At 41.1% G+C, this 21,271-nt stretch carries 23 protein-coding genes and 1 riboswitch; of the genes, 6 read left to right on the forward strand and 17 right to left on the reverse strand.

What is annotated here, in order from left to right; all coding sequences use genetic code 11:
• Nucleotides 1-48: 48 nt before the first annotated feature.
• Nucleotides 49-540, forward strand: coding sequence for a phosphatidylglycerophosphatase A family protein (locus tag LCM09_RS05025; RefSeq protein ID WP_224879197.1), 492 nt, complete (start codon nt 49-51; stop codon nt 538-540).
• Between the two features lie 43 nt (nt 541-583).
• Here LCM09_RS05025 and LCM09_RS05030 read toward each other — a convergent pair whose 3' ends face one another.
• Nucleotides 584-1,348 carry a TIGR01457 family HAD-type hydrolase gene (locus LCM09_RS05030; protein ID WP_224879199.1) on the reverse strand — a complete coding sequence of 255 codons (765 nt, stop codon included), beginning with the start codon at nt 1,346-1,348 and terminating at the stop codon, nt 584-586.
• Between the two features lie 58 nt (nt 1,349-1,406).
• Nucleotides 1,407-1,850: a DUF86 domain-containing protein gene (locus LCM09_RS05035; protein WP_224879208.1), complete on the reverse strand. Its 444-nt coding sequence runs from the start codon at nt 1,848-1,850 to the stop codon at nt 1,407-1,409.
• A 139-nt stretch (nt 1,851-1,989) separates the two neighbouring features.
• On the opposite strand from LCM09_RS05035, the gene LCM09_RS05040 reads away from it, so the two are divergent.
• Together LCM09_RS05040 and LCM09_RS05045 are read left to right on the forward strand one after the other, a co-directional pair.
• Nucleotides 1,990-2,262, forward strand: coding sequence for a DUF3055 domain-containing protein (locus LCM09_RS05040; RefSeq protein WP_263622826.1), 273 nt, complete (start codon nt 1,990-1,992; stop codon nt 2,260-2,262).
• 50 nt (nt 2,263-2,312) lie between these two features.
• A complete protein-coding gene (locus LCM09_RS05045; RefSeq protein ID WP_224879211.1) occupies nt 2,313-2,594 on the forward strand; it encodes a hypothetical protein in 282 nt (93 codons plus the stop codon).
• A gap of 28 nt (nt 2,595-2,622) precedes the next feature.
• Here LCM09_RS05045 and LCM09_RS05050 read toward each other — a convergent pair whose 3' ends face one another.
• Nucleotides 2,623-2,928: a YutD family protein gene (locus LCM09_RS05050; RefSeq protein WP_224879213.1), complete on the reverse strand. Its 306-nt coding sequence runs from the start codon at nt 2,926-2,928 to the stop codon at nt 2,623-2,625.
• Between the two features lie 125 nt (nt 2,929-3,053).
• Here LCM09_RS05050 and LCM09_RS05055 point away from each other — a divergent pair, with 125 nt between their 5' ends.
• Entirely contained in the window at nt 3,054-3,713 is a 660-nt protein-coding gene (locus tag LCM09_RS05055) for a YhcN/YlaJ family sporulation lipoprotein (RefSeq protein WP_224879215.1), read from the forward strand.
• A gap of 36 nt (nt 3,714-3,749) precedes the next feature.
• Here the strand turns inward: LCM09_RS05055 and lipA are convergent, their stop codons facing one another.
• Nucleotides 3,750-4,637: a lipoyl synthase gene (gene lipA, locus LCM09_RS05060; RefSeq protein ID WP_224879216.1), complete on the reverse strand. Its 888-nt coding sequence runs from the start codon at nt 4,635-4,637 to the stop codon at nt 3,750-3,752.
• Nucleotides 4,638-4,816: 179 nt separating this feature from the next.
• On the opposite strand from lipA, the gene LCM09_RS05065 reads away from it, so the two are divergent.
• Nucleotides 4,817-5,809 (forward strand): M23 family metallopeptidase, encoded by a 993-nt coding sequence (locus LCM09_RS05065; RefSeq protein ID WP_404800793.1) that lies wholly within the window; start codon nt 4,817-4,819, stop codon nt 5,807-5,809.
• Between the two features lie 27 nt (nt 5,810-5,836).
• On the opposite strand, the gene LCM09_RS05070 is transcribed toward LCM09_RS05065, so the two are convergent.
• The 8 genes from LCM09_RS05070 to LCM09_RS05105 all read right to left on the reverse strand — a co-directional run bounded on the left by LCM09_RS05070 (nt 5,837) and on the right by LCM09_RS05105 (nt 13,985).
• Nucleotides 5,837-5,941 (reverse strand): methionine/alanine import family NSS transporter small subunit, encoded by a 105-nt coding sequence (locus tag LCM09_RS05070; protein WP_224879220.1) that lies wholly within the window; start codon nt 5,939-5,941, stop codon nt 5,837-5,839.
• Nucleotide 5,942: 1 nt separating this feature from the next.
• Complete coding sequence (locus tag LCM09_RS05075) at nt 5,943-7,469, reverse strand: sodium-dependent transporter (RefSeq protein WP_224879222.1); 1,527 nt, start codon at nt 7,467-7,469, stop codon at nt 5,943-5,945.
• Nucleotides 7,470-7,699: 230 nt separating this feature from the next.
• Nucleotides 7,700-9,277 (reverse strand): Na+/H+ antiporter NhaC family protein, encoded by a 1,578-nt coding sequence (locus tag LCM09_RS05080; protein WP_224879224.1) that lies wholly within the window; start codon nt 9,275-9,277, stop codon nt 7,700-7,702.
• A 116-nt stretch (nt 9,278-9,393) separates the two neighbouring features.
• A riboswitch (Lysine riboswitch) is annotated at nt 9,394-9,574 on the reverse strand.
• Between the two features lie 76 nt (nt 9,575-9,650).
• Nucleotides 9,651-10,421, reverse strand: a complete 771-nt coding sequence (gene yunB / locus LCM09_RS05085; RefSeq protein WP_224879226.1) for a sporulation protein YunB — start codon at nt 10,419-10,421, stop codon at nt 9,651-9,653.
• A 101-nt stretch (nt 10,422-10,522) separates the two neighbouring features.
• Nucleotides 10,523-10,825 (reverse strand): YunC family protein, encoded by a 303-nt coding sequence (locus LCM09_RS05090; protein ID WP_224879228.1) that lies wholly within the window; start codon nt 10,823-10,825, stop codon nt 10,523-10,525.
• Nucleotides 10,826-10,899: 74 nt separating this feature from the next.
• On the reverse strand, nt 10,900-12,282 hold the full coding sequence (locus LCM09_RS05095) for a bifunctional metallophosphatase/5'-nucleotidase (protein ID WP_224879230.1): 1,383 nt from the start codon (nt 12,280-12,282) through the stop codon (nt 10,900-10,902).
• Between the two features lie 15 nt (nt 12,283-12,297).
• Complete coding sequence (locus LCM09_RS05100) at nt 12,298-13,119, reverse strand: sulfite exporter TauE/SafE family protein (RefSeq protein WP_224879232.1); 822 nt, start codon at nt 13,117-13,119, stop codon at nt 12,298-12,300.
• A 14-nt stretch (nt 13,120-13,133) separates the two neighbouring features.
• Complete coding sequence (locus LCM09_RS05105; RefSeq protein WP_224880095.1) at nt 13,134-13,985, reverse strand: DUF72 domain-containing protein; 852 nt, start codon at nt 13,983-13,985, stop codon at nt 13,134-13,136.
• Nucleotides 13,986-14,611: 626 nt separating this feature from the next.
• Between LCM09_RS05105 and LCM09_RS05110 the strand changes: the two genes are divergently transcribed.
• Nucleotides 14,612-15,658, forward strand: coding sequence for an NAD(P)/FAD-dependent oxidoreductase (locus LCM09_RS05110; RefSeq protein WP_224879234.1), 1,047 nt, complete (start codon nt 14,612-14,614; stop codon nt 15,656-15,658).
• Nucleotides 15,659-15,681: 23 nt separating this feature from the next.
• Here LCM09_RS05110 and LCM09_RS05115 read toward each other — a convergent pair whose 3' ends face one another.
• The 5 genes from LCM09_RS05115 to sufB all read right to left on the reverse strand — a co-directional run bounded on the left by LCM09_RS05115 (nt 15,682) and on the right by sufB (nt 21,192).
• The gene (locus LCM09_RS05115) at nt 15,682-16,689 is read right to left on the reverse strand and encodes a FecCD family ABC transporter permease (protein WP_224879236.1); all 1,008 of its coding nucleotides are present in this window, start codon (nt 16,687-16,689) and stop codon (nt 15,682-15,684) included.
• Complete coding sequence (locus LCM09_RS05120; RefSeq protein ID WP_224879237.1) at nt 16,686-17,729, reverse strand: FecCD family ABC transporter permease; 1,044 nt, start codon at nt 17,727-17,729, stop codon at nt 16,686-16,688. The genes LCM09_RS05115 and LCM09_RS05120 overlap by 4 nt, the downstream gene beginning before the upstream one ends.
• A gap of 28 nt (nt 17,730-17,757) precedes the next feature.
• Nucleotides 17,758-18,702 carry an iron-hydroxamate ABC transporter substrate-binding protein gene (locus LCM09_RS05125; protein ID WP_224879239.1) on the reverse strand — a complete coding sequence of 315 codons (945 nt, stop codon included), beginning with the start codon at nt 18,700-18,702 and terminating at the stop codon, nt 17,758-17,760.
• Nucleotides 18,703-18,770: 68 nt separating this feature from the next.
• Nucleotides 18,771-19,583, reverse strand: coding sequence for an ABC transporter ATP-binding protein (locus LCM09_RS05130; RefSeq protein ID WP_224879241.1), 813 nt, complete (start codon nt 19,581-19,583; stop codon nt 18,771-18,773).
• Between the two features lie 211 nt (nt 19,584-19,794).
• Nucleotides 19,795-21,192 carry a Fe-S cluster assembly protein SufB gene (gene sufB / locus LCM09_RS05135; protein WP_224879243.1) on the reverse strand — a complete coding sequence of 466 codons (1,398 nt, stop codon included), beginning with the start codon at nt 21,190-21,192 and terminating at the stop codon, nt 19,795-19,797.
• Nucleotides 21,193-21,271: the final 79 nt, after the last annotated feature.

A 21,271-nucleotide genomic window follows, 5' to 3' on the forward strand; every position in this document is an offset into this window, starting at 1 on the left:
ACTAACAAACAACATTACCAATTTACTATAAAGTTAGGTGGGACAAGAATGGGCGAAAAACCTACAGATGGTGTAGAGAAAGCTGCTCGAGCTAAGCTAAAAGAACGAGGAGTAGAATTAGAGGACATTGCAGAGTTGGTGTATTATTTGCAAGTGAAGTATCACCCTAATCTTCAAATGGAAGAGTGTCGAACAAACGTTGATCGCGTTTTATCAAAAAGGGAAGTACAGAACGCAGTCCTTACTGGCATACAGCTTGATGAGCTTGCTGAGAAGAACATGCTCGATCAACCCCTTCAAGATATCTTGATGAAAGACGAAGGGTTGTACGGAGTCGATGAAATTATCGCGCTTTCCATCGTGAACGTATACGGATCTATCGGTTTTACAAATTACGGTTACATCGATAAATTAAAACCAGGAATTCTAGAAAAGTTGAACGATAAGTCATCAGGACTATGCCACACGTACCTTGATGACATCGTAGGAGCAATCGCAGCAGCTGCTTCAAGCCGCCTTGCCCACCGTTCAGAAAAATAATAATACGAAACGCCCCATTTCTGGGGCGTTTTCTTCATTTCCCCTATAATTCCCATTCCTTTAATGAATTCGTAGTGTACATGGGCTGCTTATCCACCAATTCTAAATGCTCTTTCGTTGTGACTCCTGTGTGAACAAGTAACGTATCTAAACCTGCCTGTATACCAGCCATGATATCTGTTCTGTAGTTGTCACCAATCATAAGCGTTTCTTCTTTTGCAGTTCCAAGTTGTTTCAATGCTTGTTCCATAATGACTGCCTCTGGCTTTCCGATAAAAATTGGTTCGACTTCAGTAGAAACTGTGATGACAGCTGTTAGTGAACCATTCCCCGGTAGTAATCCACGCTCTGTTGGGATCGCGATATCTCCATTCGTTGAAATGAAAGTTGCACCGTTACGAACAGCGATACAAGCCTTCGCAAGTTTCTCATATGAGATTTCTCGATCGATTCCAACAACAACATAATCTGGATTTTCATCTTGAAGCGTCAACCCTTCATCCTTAAGAGCATCACGAATTCCTTCTTCACCGATTACATACACAGATGCATCCCTTTTTTCATTCGAAATATAGTTAGCCGTCGCCATGCTTGTTGTGAACACGTGGTCTCTCGTACATGGAACGCCAAATTCAACAAGCTTCTCTGCTACTTGCTCTTTTCGCTTTGACGAGTTGTTCGTCACAAATAAGTATGGAATTTGCGCGGCCTCAAGTTTTTTCACAAAATCTACTGCTTCTTGAATCTTTTCAGTGCCACGATACATCGTACCGTCTAAATCGATTAAATACCCTTTATACTTCTTCATATTTCCTACCTCCACTCAACAATGTAAAAACCGCTTCCTTATTGAAAGCGGTTACCGGCTAGGACTCTTCAGGCATAAAAGCTGAAACAGCCCCAAGCTCTTCATTTAAATATTTTCTTACTTGATTTGGAAATGCTTCAAGAACGTTCATGTTTTTCGTTAAGTTCTCTTCAAGAACATTATGATCAATATTCGTAAAATCTTGCATAAGTATTTTACGCATCACGACAACTTGTTTTAAAGGTTCACTGCTAGTTGCAGGGACCACGCATTCATCAGTAAGAATCTCAATGATATCTTCGTAACTACCAGGATCCCGCATAATAAATCCATCGATGATCGTATTCCCAACATCAATAATGCTTTCTATAACTACATGGTGAAGTCTTTCTAACGCTACTTTTTCTAAATCTGTCTGGAAAGAGCTTTCCTTAAAAAGCGAAAGGTTTCTTTCTAGGAAAACAAGCTGTTCCTCAATTTTTCTTCGATCTACAAAATACATATCGTTATCCCCTACCTTTATTACGATGAGAACTGAGTATAGTTTATCATAATCTAAGATGAGAAAGCATACATGAAGGAATTTGAGAATGCTTCAGAGTTTGGTATGATAATAATAAAAGCGAGAGGGTGTGTCGAATATGATTGAAGATGATCAGTTTATCTATGATGAAAAAGAAAGTACCGATTCTAGGTTCGTTTGCTTTATGGGACACAATCATCGGTTTGACCTTTGCATCGTGAAATCTGACCGATTTTATGGGAAGTCACTCGTTTTGGATATTCAAGGTGGAAAATTTGCGATCGTAGGACAAGACGATCTTGATGAGCCTGGATATCTTGAGCACGCTTATACGCTTAACGAAGAAGATGCTGAAGAGCTAAGGGAATTTCTTCGCGGCGCACTTGTTTAATAAAATTTCTTGAATATGAATACACTACCTGTTGAAGGTGGTGTTTTTTCATGTTTTTATACGATGACGATGATGAAACGTATACAGACTTTGCGAATGTTGAGAAAGGGAGAAACTATGTTCTTCCAGAGGATACACCTGAGGGCCCGTACGGCTCTCCAGTAAACAAAAAGCTTGGCAAAACCTCTCCGTGGAGGGAAGGGCAACGTTCCTATAGTGCGTTTAACTACGAAAACAAAAATCTTCATCAGGACCTTCCTCGTCAAGATCCTGCTTCGCATCCTCCGCATGATGATCCAGATCGGGAGTCTGAGAAGCCTTATAAAGCATAACAAAACCCTCCACAATCGGAGGGTTTTGTTATGCTTCTTGATATTGCTTTTTCGGCTTTTCTTTCTTTTGTTTCCTCAGTACGAAATAAGGGCAGCCAAAATTGCAATACTCATATAGGTAATCAAGAACTGTGCTGTATTTAGTATCGAATGTGGCTTTCTGGTTACGATCCTCAAAAAACCCTTTTAACCTCAATTGGCCATATCCCCAGTCACCAACGATGTAATCATACTTATCGAGTATTTCGCTGTAACGATTTTGGAATGCTTCTTCGTTCCAGCCTTCCCGTTCTTCTTTTACCAACTCATAGGAGTGTTGATTAACTTTTATCATGATACTTCCCTCACTTTGATATGGCTCGTTATCATAATCATACCTTTTTTATTCTAAATGTCCAAGTATTGCTAGGAAAAAAGATCATACAATCGGGTGATGATAACAGTATGGAGGTGAATCTTTTGAAAAAGCAAATCATGCTTATTATCCCGCTTGTATTCGGCCTAGCTGCTTGTCAGGGTGAAGAAGCTACGGATCCATTCGATCACGCGGATTTAACACCCATTAAAACGGACCCTGAAGAGTACGGAATGAACCAAGCGAATACACAGAACAAAGCCAAAAAAGGCGAATTTGGGTATGTTCGACATTCAAGAAATACGAACAACATGAAGTCAGCACGGAAACCGTCAAACGTTGTTTACCTTGATCGTGATCGCCTGGCTGATATGATTAGCTCGATGGCTATTCAACTCCCTTATGTTCATGATACAGCTGTTCTTGTAACCGATGAAGAAGTATTGATTGGATACAAAACAACGACAAAAAATCGTGATGCAACAGCCGATCAAGTAAAGAAAACAGCTTTATCGGTTATTCCAAGATATTATCATGTCTACGTTTCTGATATGGAAGGCATGATTCCTGAGATTGAACGTTATGAGAGCGGTTCTACTGCTAATGGTCAAATGGACAAGAGCATCGATCAGACTATTGCTCAAATGAAAAAAGCACCACAGGGCAAAAAAGTAAGTGATGGAGAAAACGAAAACGGCGAGATGACAGGTGAAGCGAACGACGAGTTAAATGATATGCAAGGAAAAGAAATGAAGAATGAATAACAAAATCGGCCCTGTAGAGGGCCGATTTCATTTTCTTTAATTTGTTGCTTCTTTTGCAGCATTAACCTGTTCATCTGCATGGTACGATGAACGGACCATCGGGCCAGATTCACAGTGCTTAAAGCCTTTTTCAAGTGCAATATCTTTTAGTTCAAGGAATTCTTGTGGAGTCCAGTACTTCATAACCTTTAGATGCTTTTTAGAAGGCTGTAGGTACTGACCTAGCGTAACGATATCAACATCATGCGCACGGAGATCGTCTAGGGTTTGAATGATTTCTTCCTTCGTCTCACCAAGACCAAGCATGATGCTTGATTTAGTAGGTATGTTAGGGTTCATTTCTTTTGCTCGTTGTAAGAATTCAAGTGTACGACGATATTTTGCTCGAGCTCGAACTCTTGGAGTCAGTCTCTCAACTGTTTCAATATTATGGTTCATGATGTCTGGTTTTGCATCCATCAACGTTTTCAGTGCTTCAAATTGGCCACCCATATCTGATGGAAGCACTTCGATGGAACAGAATGGATTCTTTCTTCTAATCGCACGAACCGTCTCAGCAAAGACAGCAGCTCCACCATCTTTTAGGTCATCTCTCGCAACAGCAGTAATAACAACGTGCTTTAGACCCATCATTTCTACGGAATCTGCAACTCGCTCAGGCTCAGCCCAGTCAAGTTCAGTTGGTAATCCAGTTTTAACGGCACAGAAACGGCACGCACGCGTACAAACATCTCCAAGAATCATAAATGTCGCTGTTTTTCTTTCAGCCCAGCACTCATGAATATTAGGACAACGAGCTTCTTCACAGACTGTATGTAAGTTCTTTTCGCGCATCATTTTCTTAAGACCTTTGTAGTTCTCATTCGTATTTAATTTTATTTTCAACCATTCCGGTTTACGCAAATGTTCTTCTTTTTTTGTCATGTTTATTCACCCCACCATTCCTTTTCTGTATTAAAGAATAACATACCTAATATGGATGAATCTAGGAAAAGTCGGAATCTAATGACGATTGTCCCATATTTCCTTTCCATTATTTAGACCTAATGAATTACCACAGGAAAACCACACTATATATAACGACATTTAACGAAAGGAGAAGAATCGTGAGAAAATACAGCTTTCTTATCCTTATTCTTTTCTTCCTATTTCCTGCGAGTTATTCTGCTGCTGAACAAAATGACGACGAGCTAAGAAAAGCTCGTATGATGCTCTTTAATAATATGGAAACTATCACCCAAATCCCTTGGTATGTCTATGCCGGAATCGATCAGTATGAAAGAAGTATAAGAAGATCACGGAACGATATCCCTAGAGAAACGGGTGCCATTGCAATCAATATATCGCCTGAAGAATGGGCAGGAGGTGCTAATCCTAATAAGGAGGATACCTCACCTGAATCAATCTCTTTCTTCGGAGGAATCGGTTTAGATGGTAATGAAGATGGAAAAGCAAGTCGAACAGATGATGAAGACCTACTGTTCACGATCGGTTCGTTTCTACAAAAGTATGGTACAAACATGGAAGATATTCGCATCGGCTTATGGGATTATTATCAACGAGATCAAGCGGTCAGAACGATTAATAGCAACTGCTTAGTTTACAAAACCTTCAATACACTAAAACTTGAGAAACATGCCTTCCCTGTACCGCTCACTGCGAATTACAGCTATCGAAGCACATGGGGAGATCGTCGCGGATGGGGTGGTCTTCGTATTCACGAAGGAACAGATATTTTTGCTTCATACGGTGTTCCAGTGAAAGCAACAAGCTATGGCACGGTTGAAACAAAAGGATGGAATCGCTATGGCGGTTGGAGAATAGGTATTCGTGATATAAACGGTAACTATCATTACTATGCACATTTGAATGGCTTTGAAAAAGGAATGAATAAAGGAAGCGTCGTTCAACCAGGAGAGGTTATTGGATATGTTGGGAGCTCGGGGTACGGACCTAAAGGCACTGCAGGTAAGTTCCCTCCACACTTACACTATGGGATTTATAAAGATAATGGGAGAACCGAATGGTCTTACGATCCCTATCCTTCTTTACGCCTATGGGAGAGACAAGAGCGAATACGCAAAAATAAGAACTAACGGAAACCCGTTAGTTCTTTCTTTGATTTATTGTTTTTTAGCGACTCTTACAGCGTTCAGTATGCTTGCTGTAAGTCCACCCCATATGATTACCATGCCAACAATCATCATGAAAATTGCGCTTCCACCCATATTAACTTACCTCCTTATACTTTTCCTGTTCTACTTTTGCATCCCATTTCTTTACGCTGAATAGGATACCAACAAGAAGAGCAAATCCAGCTACGAACCAGCCACTATAAAGGATAAAGCCATCTGTGTATCCTCCATAGTTTCCTGTCTCAGTTTCAAATTGCTTAAGAAGGTTCGTTTTGAATAGATCAAACATCATGTAACCAAGCACGATTGGTGTGATGACACCAAGACACGCTTTCCACCAGTAGTTAAGCGGAATATCAGAAATGCCATTCGCATGATTTTCAAGGTCTGTAAGCTGACGTAGGAACCATGCTACCACGACTACTTCGACTAGACCTACAAATGCGATACCGAATTGGTTGATGAAATAATCTGCTGCATCAAGGAAGAACAATCCACCTTGTGTAGCAAATAAGATCGAGATAAGCGATGCAACGCCTCCACCGATCAATACAGCCTTAGTACGAGAAATGCCAAACTTCTCTGAAATACCCGCAACGTACGTTTCTGAGATTGAGATTAATGACGACAATCCAGCAAGTACGAGTGATGCAAAGAATAGGAATCCAAACAAACCATTCATCGCTGGAAACTCATTAATGATCTGAGGGAATACGACGAAAGCTAGTCCTACTCCACCACTTACAACTTCACCAACACTAACACCTTGTTGCGTAGCCATAAATCCAAGTGCTGAGAATACTCCGATACCAGCTAAAAGTTCGAAAGACGAGTTACCAAAGCCGGTAATAAATGCGTTGTTCGTAATATCAGATTTCTTCGGAAGATAGCTAGAATACGTAATCATAATAGCAAACGCAATCGATAAACTGAAGAAGATCTGACCATAAGCTGCGACCCATACGCTTCCTGACATAATCGTATCGAAGTTAGGTGTGAAGAATGCATTTAAGCCTTCAGCAGCACCTGGAAGCGTGACAGCTCTAATAACAATAATAAGGAAAAGTACAATCAATGTTGGGATAAAGATCTTGTTCGCACGCTCGATTCCTTTCTTAACACCCGCAAGAAGGACACCAAGTGTGATAATCCATACAGCAACAAGCGGAATGAATACTCCCGGTACAAGACTACCCGTTTGTCCTGGATCTACTGTTAGCTTGAGATAGTCATTGAACAAGAAGCCTTCAGTGTCTGAGCCCCAGCTTAGATTGAATGCGAAGTAACTGTAGGAAATCGCCCAGCCTATGATGACCGCATAGTACGTAGAAATAACAAATGCTACGATAACTCCCCACCAACCGAGCCATTCTGTCTTCTTGTTCATTCTGAAGAAGGAAAGTGGAGCGGAACCTCTAAACTTGTGACCAAGTGTAAATTCTAAAATAAGAATCGGAATACCCGCTGTTATTAGTGCAAATAAATAAGGTATAAAAAATGCTCCCCCACCGTTGTCATATGCAACGGCTGGAAATCTCCAAATATTACCTAGTCCGATTGCAGAACCAACAGCCGCTAAAATAAAGCCAGCTCTTGTTCCCCACTGTGCTCGTTTTTCCACATGCATTACCCCCTTAGACGTTATAACCTTCTCCCCATATTCCCCCTTCCAGAAAAAGGTTTAGACTTTTAATTAAATTCTGATTATTTTGTTTATAGTATATCTAGTACTATTGGCCATGTCAAAGTAATCTTTTAAATATTTTGTAAAATTCAGTAGAAAATTAGATACTAACGCACCTTTTTTGTAGTTTGACATAAAAAAAACAGGAGGATGGTCCCCCTGTTTACTTAATCATTAACGGCATCAACCGTACGATTTGCGTATTTTGATTTAAGGAAATAAACAACAACTGCAAACACTACCGCTGTTGCCAGTAACCCAATGACTGAGCTTCCTGTAAATCCAAGAATAAGATAACCGACGAGTGCGATTCCAGCTACGATCATCGCGTAAGGAAGCTGTGTTAACACGTGGTCGATATGATGGCTTCCTGCCCCTGTAGACGATAGGATCGTGGTATCGGAAATCGGTGAACAATGATCTCCAAACACCGCTCCTGCCAAGACTGCTGCAAGTACAGGAAGCATATATGTCGGATCTGTTGCCGCAGCAATTTCCCCTGCGATTGGTAGCATGATACCGAATGTTCCCCAAGATGTTCCTGTCGCAAATGCCATAACTCCTGCTAATAGGAATAAGATTGCCGGAAGGAACCCAATCGCAATGTGCTGATCGACAAGGCCAGCTAAATACTTACCTGTTCCAAGCGTTCCAATGATCTCGATTAACGTCCAAGCAAAGAGTAGGATATACACTGCAGGAAGCATCGATTTAATACCTTCTACAATGCCCTTACCAAAAGCAGATCCTCCCATATTCTTTAGGAAGAAGAAGATTAGAGACGTGCCTAATCCAATTAGACCACCGTACAAGAGTGAAGCTGCTACATCAGTATTTTCGAAAATTGTAAGTGGTGTTACACTAGCATCTGTTCCACTTACCGCTTGAATACCCGTAACGATCATGAAGATAACCGTTCCTGCAATCAGCATAATGATCGGCCAAGCGAGATCTGCTACTTTACCTTTTTCACTTTCTGGTAACCCAGTAGACTCTCCTGGAACAGCACCCTTTGAAGGGTCGAGCACTTCACCCGTTTTCTGAGCACGGTCTTCGTGAACCTTCATCGATTTCAGGTTAATATCAAAATAACTAACGAAGAATACCAATCCTAGTGCAAAGATTGCGTATAAGTTCATAGGAATCATTTTGATAAATGCTTCTAAAGCGCCAACACCAACGATGCTATGTGTAGTAAGAATGCCACCTATAATTGCAATAATATAAGCTCCCCAGCTTGAGATCGGAGAAATGATACACATTGGTGCTGCAGTTGAATCAATAATATAAGAAAGTTTTGCTCGTGATACTTTATGCCTGTCCGTAATTGGACGACTGACGTTCCCTACTGCTAGTGAATTAAAGTAGTCATCGATAAAGATGATAACTCCGAAGACTGCCGTTACAATTTGGGCGCCAGTTCTTGTTTTCACTCGCTTCATCGCCCATTCACCAAACGCTCGACTTCCGCCAGAAATGGAAATGAATGCAGTCATCATTCCAAGTAATAATAAGAAGAAAATAATATACATATTCCACTTATTCAGTCCACCGCTTTCAGAATCAATGAAGATTCCTTTCACGATCGCATAAACTTCTTTCAATGAACCCATGATACTCCAGTCGTTAATCATTAACGCACCAAGGACGATTCCCACCCCTAGTGAAGGTAATACCTTCCTGGTTGCCACTACCATCAATAACGCGACGAGCGGCGGAATAATCGAATAAATCGTATTTTCCATATTCACCATCCTCTGTAAATTATGGTTCACTACTTTTTGGATAAACAAAAAACGGGCTATGACAGGATATGGTCCTATCATTGCCCGTTTCACCGATACAATGTCAAGTGTCCATCCCGATCAGTAGTTCTCCATTATAAGTGGGCCTCATAATGACAGTTCGACATTTATTCAATGCCGCCCCAACAAAAATAATGTGACGATTATTTTTGCTTCGGCAGATCTCCCTTTCGATGCTGATCATGGATGTCATTCTCCCAACACGTACTAATGAGTATCTGCTCCTCTACCTCATCGTATAAGATAAGGAACATTATTTAGTTCAATACAATGTGTTATTATATCTTATTTCTACGTGCTCTGCAATCGCAAATTATTCCATTCCACTTATATCGATCGCAGGATCTGGCAGCCCAGTTCCTGACCCATTGTTATAGAAGTTCGGAACGTCTCCCTTTATAAAGGTCGCGATAACTGGTATATCCGTTGTAACAACATCAGAATCCGTTGCAAATGGGATAACTATTTTCACATGAACTTCGATATGAACGCGAATATCTACCCACGTATTATTGATTCCCACTTGTCTAATATTGTGTTTAATATCAGACTTCACTTCTCCGATCGCTGTGAATCTAACTGGAACTTTCGGACCAAAGTTAGCGAGTAATGTATTATTGAATGCCTGACCGATCGGAATGTTATGGATAATACCTTTACTTAATGGAACATCTTCATCCACTTGTAGTTCCACTCCATTTTCTTCTGCCCAGTAATCGATCGAGTTATCTTCAACGCTCTTTAAGAACTTTTGTACTTTATCTGTAGATTGAGCAAGCACTTTATTAACTGCACTTTGGTTAATCTGTACAATATCTACTTGGTTCACCGTTTCTTTTTTGATAAGTTCTTCTGTGCTATCCGCTTCTTCAACGATCTTTTTGTTGATCGCCTGGTTGATCGCAAGTGTTGCGATTCGGTTCGTCTCCGTTCTAGCGATTTCAATCAGGGTCGGCTTAATGCCTTTTTCAACGATCCATAAGCCCTGAACAGTCATAAAAATAAAAAGAATGAACGAGATCACAAACACATATCGAAAAGGAAGTGGACCTTTTCGAATAAATCTTCTTCGAGTTCGGAACAAGCGAATATCCTCCCTTCTCCTCAACATGTATATGCGAAGAAGGAAAGAAGTATGGACAATTTTCCCGAAAGAAAACCACAGCTTATTCGCTGTGGTTTGTCTTATAGCATTTTGAGCATCGCATCTCTACCGATTGTTCCTACTTTGATGCCTCTCGCCTCTGCTTCAAGGGTTACAGATTCAAGTGGTGCATCCAGCAACTGTTCGATAGACCTTACACCAACTGCTCTCCCTGCGATAATTTTGCGATCACTTAACTTTTCATTAAGCAACGCGATATCGAGTGCTCCACACATGATGTAGCCATTTTCATTTGAAACAGCAAGGAAGTTTGTTTTAGGTAGCTTCATACTGATAGCTGTAAATGGATGACCATCGATCATGATAGGTGTCATTGTAATCATGTATTCTCCGCCTCCTGACTCACAAATTGTCATTATATTTATATGAGCGCGGAGGCCTGTTTGACAATCAAAGATTAATATCTATTCTCGAGTCTCCATGCGAGCAGATCTCTTAACATTTCAGGTAGGTAATACTTTTTCCTAGCGTGCTTCATCTGCGGATAAAATTTTCCAAAGGTGAACATATCCGCAGTTGCCACTGAATATTCTTGTTCTGGAGATAGACGATTGCCATTATGAAGAATTTCTGTAACGTGATGGAGACCGTCCTCCATAATAACAGTTTTGACTTCTAGTCCATCGAATGCCATGATGCCCATAACTTCCCCTCGGAAGCCTAATCCTTTAAAACTTAAATTCACGAGTTCATCAGACATGGCATATGCAATGATTTCTCGAAGCTCGCTTCCTTTTAAGATAACTTTACATGGATTTACGGGATGTGGGCATATACGATGAAGATCTTCTCTTGAGACCTTTCCTTCCCGTAATCCCTCAAGAAGCATTCCGGAATTAATCATCCCGATATCAGCGTTGCACCATTCTCTAAGAGCAGCTGAAAGCTCATCCGGGAGAACAGAGCGCTTGAACCAATCAGCTTCTAGAGGTTGTTCAAGTCGACAAACGACCTCGTCCAATAAATTCTGTGCATTTGTTCCTAACTGATCTAGTAGCTCTTTCGTAGCTTGGTCTTCCTTATGATCACGAACAGATATAGCGTATGCTTCCTTTTCTAGCAACTTTCCATGGTCGTACTTCAATACAACTTCGCCTACATAGTTTCCGTTTTTCCCTGCTTGTGTGATCAATGTACCGTTCACAGTCATACCATGCTTAAGAACGTGATGGGTATGAGCACCTATGATTACATCTATTCCTTCTATATCATTCGCAATCCGCTCGTCATTACCAAGGCCCATGTGAGACATCAGCACGACCACATCAGCTTGCTCACGAACATCATCCACAATTTCCTGAAGCATATCCCAAGGAGATTGAATCGACCAGCCAAGGAGGCTATAGAATTGCTCATATGGAATCGTTACACCGATGAGTCCAACTTTGACCCCGTCACGTTCATCGATAACATATGGAGCTGCCCAAGTAGGTCTAGAACCATCGGAATGGAATAAGTTTGAAACAATCACTTGAAACTCAGCGTCCGTGTATAAGTCTTCAAGCTCTTCCTTTGAAAATGTGATTCCCTCATTATTGCCAATGGTCGCATAATCGTAATTCAATTTATTTAAAAGATGTACATTCCCTTTTCCTGACGTTCCTTCAGTAATGGGGTGAACTTTATCCGCGTGATCTCCTAGATCTAATAATAAGTAGCGATCTTCATGGTAATCATGAATTCTTTTTCTATCTTTTATATACCTAGCCACTTTGGGCCAATTCTCAAAGTGACTGTGCAGGTCGTTCGTATAATATAAATGTATCTTTTTTGAAGTCAAGACACTCTTCCTTTCTTAACCCGTCATTCCCTGCCAGACCAATCGTATCCCGACGAGAATTAGCATCCACCTTAAAATAACGACAATCGTATTATCTGACAGTTTCTGATTAATGAAAGAGCCACATTTCGCCCCAATCCAGGCGCCCGGAACTAATCCAATCAACAAAAATCCGGCAATATTCCCAAGGGCTAGATGAGTTGCCGTGCCGATTATACTTGAAAGAAAGATCATAAACATCGAAGTAGCCACTGCAACAGATGTCGGAAAACCGAATAGTAAAATCATAGCAGGTACCATTAATGAGCCTCCACCAATTCCAAACAACCCTGAAAGAACCCCAACACTGAACGAAACCAGTAAAGCAACTGTCGCTGAGAATCGGTATTCACTAGCATTTCCATTGGAATCGGTAATCGTTCGAGTGAATCGGCCATTCAACTTCAACGGCCGTAAACGACCCCTTACCATTAATAATATGGAAACAAGCACCATAAATACCCCAAAATACATAGAAAATTGATCAACCGCGATAAATTTATTCAACCAGGCTCCTGCGATTGCACCAGGACCGCTCCCGAGAAAGAATAATCCGCCACTTTTATAATCGACGGTCTTCTTTTTCATGTAAGAGAGCGTTGAAGATAAACCGATGGCTACAAGAACCACGATAGAGCTCCCTACAATGAGCTGTGGGGTTAAATTCGGAAGCCAATCCGTATATTTATCAATGATCAAGAGCCCCGGCACAATAACGATTCCGCCACCAAGTCCAACTAGACTTCCGATTGTTCCTGCAGCTAGTCCGATAACAAATAATAATACCCAAGTTAGCATGTAAGAACTCCTTATTAATCAAAAAGATCAAGCTGTCTTGGGTTAAGATTCGTATACTCAATGTCTAGCATTCGAATCATCTCTTTTGCATTCCCTGACGCATGACCACCAGAATTGTTATTGAATAGTATAGTCACATTCTTACATTCTTTACGTAGCTTCTCAATTCTATCTTTCCATTCCTCTAGCTCTTCTTTATCATAATCATACAAATAGCGAACTTCTCGCCACTTCTGGCTATTTCCAGGGTTACGCCATCCGTTTACATTTCTACCATGCAGCCGAACAAGTACGTCCTTATTAGAGATCGTTTCCATCACGATCGGAATCGATCCTTCTCCAGCTTGCGGCTCATCGCAGATGGAATGAATATAGCCTTGTTCCTCGAGAAAGGACAAAGTCTTCTCACGAAATGCTTCATGGTACCAGGACTGGTTCCTGAACTCAACCGCACAAGGGATGTCTCCCATCCTTTCTTTACAATCTCGCAAAATGTTCACGTTATCTTTGTTCACATCAAACCATGGTGGAAACTGAAAAAGAACCATGGCGAGCTTCCCAGAACGTTGTAATGGCACGATCGACTCCTTGAACGCAGTGAACATATCGTCTCTCGTTTCAAACGGAATCTCTCCTCGCTCATGCCCTGTCATACCTTGATATGCTTTCACAACAAACTGAAAACCCTCAGGCGTCTCATTCGCCCACTTCTCATAATTTCTGATAGGTTGTACCGCATAGAAAGAAGAATCCACTTCCACCACAGGGAAATGGGAACTATAAATCGATAGTTTTTCATTGCTCTTTACACCAGGAGGATACAAATCATCATGATCTCCCCAACCTGTAACACCTATGTAAATCATCAAATCCTTCCCTTCTACCTCACTCCTTCTATTTTCTGATTTTAGAGAAGAAATAGCAAGGGAAAAGACATGAAAGGCGGAGACGAGCGTTTAGAAACGGAGATATTGGAACTCTTGAAATAGAACACGCTTTTTGTGTTCTGTTGAAAGAGTGAAATATCGTAGTTTCTGCGAGTCGCAGCTAGACACGAAAAGCGGAGGTGGGCGCGCTTTAAATCCGTAGGATGTTGGAGCCCGTGAGGTTGAGACGCTTTTTGTCTCATCCGAAGGGGCGAAACAGCCGTAGGATTTGGCCCACGTAGCTAGACATGAAAAGCGAAAGGGGGCGCTTAGACCCGACAAGCGCTGGAGGCCTTTCGACTGAACACGCTTTTTGTGTTCATGTGAAAGAGTGAAGCGATCGAGGATCTGCCCACCGCAGCTAGACACCGAAATGCGGAAGGGCGCGCTTAGACCCGACAAGCGCTGGAACCTTTTCGATTGAACACGCTGTTCACCTTCAAACGAAAAGGTGAAGTAACCCCAAGAACTGCACAACTACTATCTATTGTAAATCCCCAGGATCTATTATATATTGTAATTGATAATGATAATCAGTACTGTTTACTTTCTGGGGAGGACTGTAAATGCCAAATATAGAAGTTTTTGATGTAACGGTAATTGGAGGAGGTCCTGCAGGACTTTACTCTGCGTTTTATAGTGGGTTAAGAGAATTAAAGGTCAAGATTATCGAATTCCAGCCTCATTTAGGAGGCAAAATTCACGTTTACCCAGAGAAAATGATTTGGGATGTAGGTGGGCACAAGCCCCTTCCTGGTGCTCAACTCATCGAATCTCTCGTTGAGCAAGGATTAACATTCGACCCAGAAGTAGTCTTAAATACAAAAGTTGAATCCATTACTAGAGATGAAGATGGACTATTCATCTTGAAAAGTTCTGAAGGAGAGAAACATTACTCTAAGACCGTAATCATCGCAGTTGGGAGCGGCATTCTAAAGCCACAAAAACTAGAGATTCAAGGTGCTGAACGGTTTGAAGTATCGAACTTGAATTACACAATTAAGTCTCTTCAGCATTTCAAGGATAAAACGGTTGTCATCTCAGGCGGTGGTAACGCTGCGATCGATTGGGCAAACGAACTACTTCCTGTCGCAAAAAAAGTATATCTTACGTATAGAAAAGATACACTTAGCGGGCACGAAGCTCAGGTCTCAAAGCTTAAAGATAGCTGTGCAAACTGCATCTTCAACACTTCAATTTCTAAACTGATCGCTTGTTGTAACCATGAAACGATTGAACAGATCGAGTTGACCAACCATGTAACAGGTGAAATTTCTTATCTTCCGATCGATGAAGTTATTATTAATCATGGATATGAGCGCGATTCTTCGTTAATTGGGAATAGTGACTTAGATATTGTACTCGTTGACCAATTCTTTATCGAAGGAAATTCAACTAGCGAGTCATCTATCCCTGGGTTATATGCAGCAGGTGATATATTAAAACACGATGGCAAACTAAACTTAATTGCAGGTGCTTTTCAAGATGCTGCAAACGCTGTAAATAAAGCGAAACAATTTATCCAGCCTGAAGCCCAAGCTGCTGGAATGGTTTCTTCTCATAATGAAGTTTTCAAAGAAAGAAACCGAGAGCTAATCAAACAGATGATATAAAAAAGGAGCCAGAAATGGCTCCTTTACTTTTTGGCTAATAAATACATAAAGTATGGTGCTCCGATTATTGTAACGATGATTCCAGCAGGAATTCCGCTAGGGTCTAGGATCACCCTCCCAATCGTATCCGCAGTAAGAAGCAAAATACCACCTAATAATGCAGTGATCGGTAGAAACGCTTGATGACGAGGTCCAACAAGTGACCTGGATATGTGCGGTGCCATCAATCCTACGAATGCGATTCCTCCACTTACTGCTACAGATGCAGACGCTAGCGCAACGGCAATAATAATGAGAACGATTCGTTCTTTACCAATATTCACACCTACACCGATCGAAACATTTTCATGAAGCGTCAATGTATTTAAGACGTTAGACTTCATAAGCACAATCGGGAATAAAATCAAAATCCAAGGTGCTAATGAAAGAACAAATACCCAGTCGTCTCCCCATATACGCCCTGCCATCCAATTAGCCATGAAAGCATGATCCTCCATGTCTAATCGAGTAGTTAGCACTAATGTTGCCCCGTATAACGCAGCTGCTAAACCAACTCCGATCAATACAAGCCTTGTTGGTTCAACACCTTCACCTTTTATGTATGACATCACATAAATAATAGCAGCTGTTGCCATTCCACCAGCCAATGCAAAGAGTGGCAGAATATATAGGAAGCTAGTAGACTCAACGGAGAAGAACATAATATAGACGACGATCATCAAACCTGCTCCTGCATTTATCCCTAGAATACCAGGATCAGAGAGTGGGTTCTTCGTAATACTCTGCAAGATGGCACCAGATACTGCAAGTCCCATTCCTGCAAGTACCGCTACGAAAATTCTTGGCATCCTGAATTGAAACAAAATCAAATTCTCTCGCTGTGTTCCTTGTCCGATGATTGTACGAAAGAGTTCACTAGGCGTTAACGGCGCATATCCTGTTCCAATACTAATAATGATAGCTAGGACTAATAACACTACGGCAGTAATCAAAGTGATTCTAAAGCGTTTGACCTGTTGTGCGTTCATCATGATCGTTTCCTTCCCCCTTTTCTAGCGAGGTAAAGAAAGAAAGGAACTCCAACCATTGCTACCACTGCTCCTACAGGTGTTTCATATGGCGCATTTACTGTTCTCGCAAACGTATCTGCTAAAACTAACAGTACACTACCAAAAATAGCTGAACACGGAATAATCCAGCGATAGTCTGTTCCAACAAGAAAACGGACGATATGCGGAACGAGTAACCCAACAAAAGCAATTGCGCCCGCAAGTGACACAGCAGCTCCTGCAAGAATCAATACCACGGTCATCAAAACCGCCTTCGTCACTAGCGTGCGTTGTCCAAGACTTTTGGCTAGGTCTTCACCAAAACTAAGAATTGTAAGCTGTCGCGAAAGCATAATTGAAACCATCATTCCAATCACAGCAACGGGAACAATAATCTTCAACTGTGTCCAGTTCGTTCCTGAAACACCGCCCGCTGTCCAAAATGCAAGGTCTTGAGAGAGTTTGTAATAAATTGCAACGCCTTCTCCTAATGAAGAAAGCAGTGCAGACACAGCTGCACCTGCTAACGTAATACGTATAGGAGATAGCCCTCCCCTTGTCATTGAACCTAAACCGAATACTAATCCCGCACCCACTCCAGCTCCTACAAAAGAAAGAAGCATAACTGTGAAATAGGATGAGCCTAAGTTAAAGGCAAATACTAAAGCGAGGGCCAAACTAGCCCCAGCATTCAAACCGAGCAAGCCTGGATCTGCAAGGGGGTTTCGAGTCATGCCTTGCATAATCGCACCACTGACAGCGAACGCACCCCCGACCACAGCAGCTCCAAGTTCTCTTGGTAAGCGGAGGCTCATAATAATTCGGTCGGTTTCTCTGCTAGCGTCATAATTAAATATAGCTTCCCAAACTGAACGGAAATCAATCTTTGCAGCTCCAACTGAGACTGCAAGCCCTATACTCAATACGAGTAGCAAACACCCTAACAATAAGATGGTCATTCCAACCTGAGGCCTCGAATACACTTTTACATCATTTATAACCTTCGTTTTCGTTTTGAACATATAAACTATCCCTTTATGAAACGTCTATTCATTCTTTTTTCGTTAATTCTTCGACGATAAACTCCAATTCTTTCTCTAGAGAGATCGGATCATTAAAATAGAAGGATTCTGAATCAAACTTGATCGCATTTCCATTCTTCACTGCAGGAAGCTCTTTCCAAACGTCAGACTCCATAAATGAGTTATCCGGATTAGCAGCTCCAGTTCCAACGAAAATGTAGTCTCCTGCATAAGTAGGGATCACTTCCGTAGAGATAGCTTTCCAACCTGGTCCAAAGACATCTTCTTTTAGCTTCTTAGGTGCTTTTAATTCTAGAGCTTGATAGATAACTTCTGTGCCGCGGCCCCAGTTTTCTCCGTAAACATACATGTCTTTTCCGTATGCTTCCATGACCATGAATGTTTTGTCTTCACCAATTGCTTCATATACTTTTTTACGAGCTTGTGCAGCTTTTTTCTTCCAATCTTCTACCCATGCTTTCGCGTCTTCTTCCTTCCCAACAATCTTACCAATTTCCACGTGTTGTTCCATATAATCATACTTATCATACGACATCGTTACAGTTGGCGCGATTTCTTCATATTTCTTTAGATTCTTATCATCTGAATACGTAATGATGAGATCAGGATTTAGTTCTAATAATTTTTCGTAAGAATCAGCAGTAACAACTTCTACATCTTCTAGTTTGTCACCATAAAATTTGTTGGATTTTGGATATTCATTTACTGCGATTGGCGTAATGCCTAATTCTAACAGGTTCCCTGCGTATGTAGCTGCAAGCATTGCAACGCGTTTTGGTTCAGCCGGCACTTCAACTTCTCCATTTTCGCCTTCATATATTCTTGTCTCTTGTTTTGACTCTTTTTCTTCTGTACTCGATTCTCCTGATGGTTGATCTGAACAAGCTGCTAGTGCGAATACAAATACAAGTGCCGTCAAGCTTAGTAGAAACTGTTTCAATCCTTTTGTCATGTTGTTCTTCCTCCTGAATTGTATGATAATAAGAATCATTCTCATATAGTAGAAAAAAAGAAAGGCGATTACGCCAAATTCTTCTCGTACTGCTCACTCTTCACAAGATCGTAAGTAAGACATACAGGCTTTCTCGTTCTTGGATCGACCCCGATCTCAGCATCGATATTGAACACATCAAAAAGAACTTTATGCGTCATCACTTCTTCTGCTTTTCCTTCTTTTACAATCGAGCCTTCTTTCATAGCAACCATATGATGAGCAAATCTTGCGGCATGGTTTAAATCGTGAATGACCATAACAATTGTACGTTTCTCATCACGGTTCAATTGATGCAATAACTCGAGTACTTCTAATTGATGAGACAAGTCTAAATAGGTTGTAGGTTCATCTAGCAAGATGATGTCTGTTTCTTGCGCCAACGCCATCGCAATCCATACACGCTGCCTTTGACCACCAGAAAGAGCATCTACAGGGCGTTCTTTATAGTCAAGAATACCTGTCACGCTAAGCGCCCAGTCAATCACGTTGTAATCCTTTTTCGTTAGTTTACCGAACCCTTTTTGATATGGATATCTACCATATGAAACAAGTTCTCCAACAGTAAGTCCATCAGGTGAATCTGGAGCTTGCGGTAAAATTGCCATCTTTTGAGCAATTTTCTTTGTCGACTCTTTACTGATGCTTTTACCATCTAAATAAACTGTTCCAGACTTCGGATTGAGAATGCGTGATAACGCTTTTAGAACTGTTGATTTCCCACAGCCATTCGGACCAATGATCGTAGTGATCTCTCTATCCGGAATATCGATTTTTAAATTCTTCACGATCTCCCTCTCACCATAAGCAACCTTTAAATCCTCAGCATATAGTCTAGACATGCTACCACTCCTTAGAAATTCTCAAGTTATACTGAACCAAACTTATCTAAATGAAAATGATTATCAATGTCATAGTTTATTCTAGTTGAAACGTTTAAGAGTGTCAACCTAATTCCTATTGCTAACACATTAAATGCTCTATGTCATTTTTCTTATGTCTATAGAAACCAATAAAAAAAGACCCTGGAATGTATCCAGGGTCTACTTGTATTTAACCGATTGAACCTTCCATTTCGAATTTGATAAGACGGTTCATTTCTACCGCATATTCCATTGGAAGTTCTTTTGTGAATGGCTCGATAAAGCCCATTACGATCATTTCTGTTGCTTCTTCTTCTGAAACCCCACGGCTCATTAGATAGAAAAGCTGTTCCTCAGAAACCTTCGATACTTTCGCTTCGTGTTCAAGTGAAATGTTATCGTTAAGGATTTCGTTGTAAGGAATTGTATCAGAAGTAGACTCGTTATCCATGATAAGCGTGTCACACTCAACGTTAGAGCGAGCACCTTCAGCTTTACGGCCAAAGTGTACGATACCACGGTACGTTACTTTACCACCTTGTTTTGAGATGGACTTAGAAACGATTGTAGAAGAAGTATTCGGAGCAAGGTGAATCATCTTAGCACCTGCATCCTGATGCTGTCCTTTACCAGCTAGGGCGATGGAAAGTGTCATTCCACGTGCGCCTTCGCCTTTTAGAAGAACGGCTGGATACTTCATCGTAAGTTTTGAACCTAGGTTACCATCGATCCATTCCATCGTTGCGTTTTCTTCTGCAACTGCACGCTTTGTAACGAGATTGTAGACGTTGTTAGCCCAGTTCTGGATCGTAGTATAACGGCAGTAAGCATCCTTCTTAACAACGATTTCAACAACAGCACTGTGTAGTGAATTCGTTGTATAAACAGGAGCTGTACAACCTTCAACATAGTGTACAGAAGAACCTTCGTCCGCGATAATAAGCGTACGCTCGAACTGCCCCATATTTTCTGAGTTAATACGGAAGTATGCTTGTAGTGGAGTATCAACTTTTACGCCTTTTGGAACATAAATGAATGATCCACCAGACCATACTGCAGAGTTAAGAGCAGAGAACTTATTATCAGTTGGAGGAATTGTTTTAGCGAAATGTTCTCTGAACAATTCTTCGTTTTCTTTAAGAGCTGTATCTGTGTCCTTAAAGACAATCCCCATGTTCTCAAGGTCTTCTTGCATGTTGTGATAAACGACTTCGGATTCGTACTGAGCAGATACACCTGCGAGGTACTTTTGCTCAGCTTCAGGAATTCCAAGCTTATCAAACGTTGTCTTAATTTCTTCTGGTACTTCATCCCATGATCTTTCAGACTTCTCAGAAGGCTTTACGTAGTACGTAATCTCATCAAAGTCTAAATCAGCAAGGTCGCCACCCCACTGAGGCATAGGCATGCTATAAAACGTTTCAAGAGATTTCAAACGGAAATCAAGCATCCACTGTGGTTCATCCTTAATTCGAGAAATTTCTTTAACGATATCAGGAGTCAAGCCACGCTGTGAGCGGAAAATTGAAACGTCTTTATCACTAAAACCATATTGGTAATCGCCAACTTCAGGCATTTTTTTAGCCATAGTATTTCCCTCCTAGACATATTACATGTCAGTGTTTGGCTTACGTTCTCTTTCCATCATTCTAGTATGAATAAGCATC

Source organism: Guptibacillus algicola, from assembly GCF_020171805.1.
Taxonomy (GTDB): Bacteria; Bacillota; Bacilli; order Bacillales; family Guptibacillaceae; genus Guptibacillus; species Guptibacillus algicola.

Coding starts and splice junctions, on each gene's coding strand:
- LCM09_RS05025 (WP_224879197.1), top strand. CDS start 49: ATGGGCGAAAAACCTACAGATGGTGTAGAGAAAGCTGCTCGAGCTAAG.
- LCM09_RS05030 (WP_224879199.1), bottom strand. CDS start 1,348: ATGAAGAAGTATAAAGGGTATTTAATCGATTTAGACGGTACGATGTAT.
- LCM09_RS05035 (WP_224879208.1), bottom strand. CDS start 1,850: ATGTATTTTGTAGATCGAAGAAAAATTGAGGAACAGCTTGTTTTCCTA.
- LCM09_RS05040 (WP_263622826.1), top strand. CDS start 1,990: ATGATTGAAGATGATCAGTTTATCTATGATGAAAAAGAAAGTACCGAT.
- LCM09_RS05045 (WP_224879211.1), top strand. CDS start 2,313: ATGTTTTTATACGATGACGATGATGAAACGTATACAGACTTTGCGAAT.
- LCM09_RS05050 (WP_224879213.1), bottom strand. CDS start 2,928: ATGATAAAAGTTAATCAACACTCCTATGAGTTGGTAAAAGAAGAACGG.
- lipA (WP_224879216.1), bottom strand. CDS start 4,637: ATGACAAAAAAAGAAGAACATTTGCGTAAACCGGAATGGTTGAAAATA.
- LCM09_RS05070 (WP_224879220.1), bottom strand. CDS start 5,941: ATGGGTGGAAGCGCAATTTTCATGATGATTGTTGGCATGGTAATCATA.
- LCM09_RS05080 (WP_224879224.1), bottom strand. CDS start 9,277: ATGGAAAATACGATTTATTCGATTATTCCGCCGCTCGTCGCGTTATTG.
- LCM09_RS05090 (WP_224879228.1), bottom strand. CDS start 10,825: ATGATTACAATGACACCTATCATGATCGATGGTCATCCATTTACAGCT.
- LCM09_RS05100 (WP_224879232.1), bottom strand. CDS start 13,119: ATGCTAACTTGGGTATTATTATTTGTTATCGGACTAGCTGCAGGAACA.
- LCM09_RS05105 (WP_224880095.1), bottom strand. CDS start 13,985: ATGATTTACATAGGTGTTACAGGTTGGGGAGATCATGATGATTTGTAT.
- LCM09_RS05110 (WP_224879234.1), top strand. CDS start 14,612: ATGCCAAATATAGAAGTTTTTGATGTAACGGTAATTGGAGGAGGTCCT.
- LCM09_RS05115 (WP_224879236.1), bottom strand. CDS start 16,689: ATGATGAACGCACAACAGGTCAAACGCTTTAGAATCACTTTGATTACT.
- LCM09_RS05120 (WP_224879237.1), bottom strand. CDS start 17,729: ATGTTCAAAACGAAAACGAAGGTTATAAATGATGTAAAAGTGTATTCG.
- LCM09_RS05125 (WP_224879239.1), bottom strand. CDS start 18,702: ATGACAAAAGGATTGAAACAGTTTCTACTAAGCTTGACGGCACTTGTA.
- LCM09_RS05130 (WP_224879241.1), bottom strand. CDS start 19,583: ATGTCTAGACTATATGCTGAGGATTTAAAGGTTGCTTATGGTGAGAGG.
- sufB (WP_224879243.1), bottom strand. CDS start 21,192: ATGGCTAAAAAAATGCCTGAAGTTGGCGATTACCAATATGGTTTTAGT.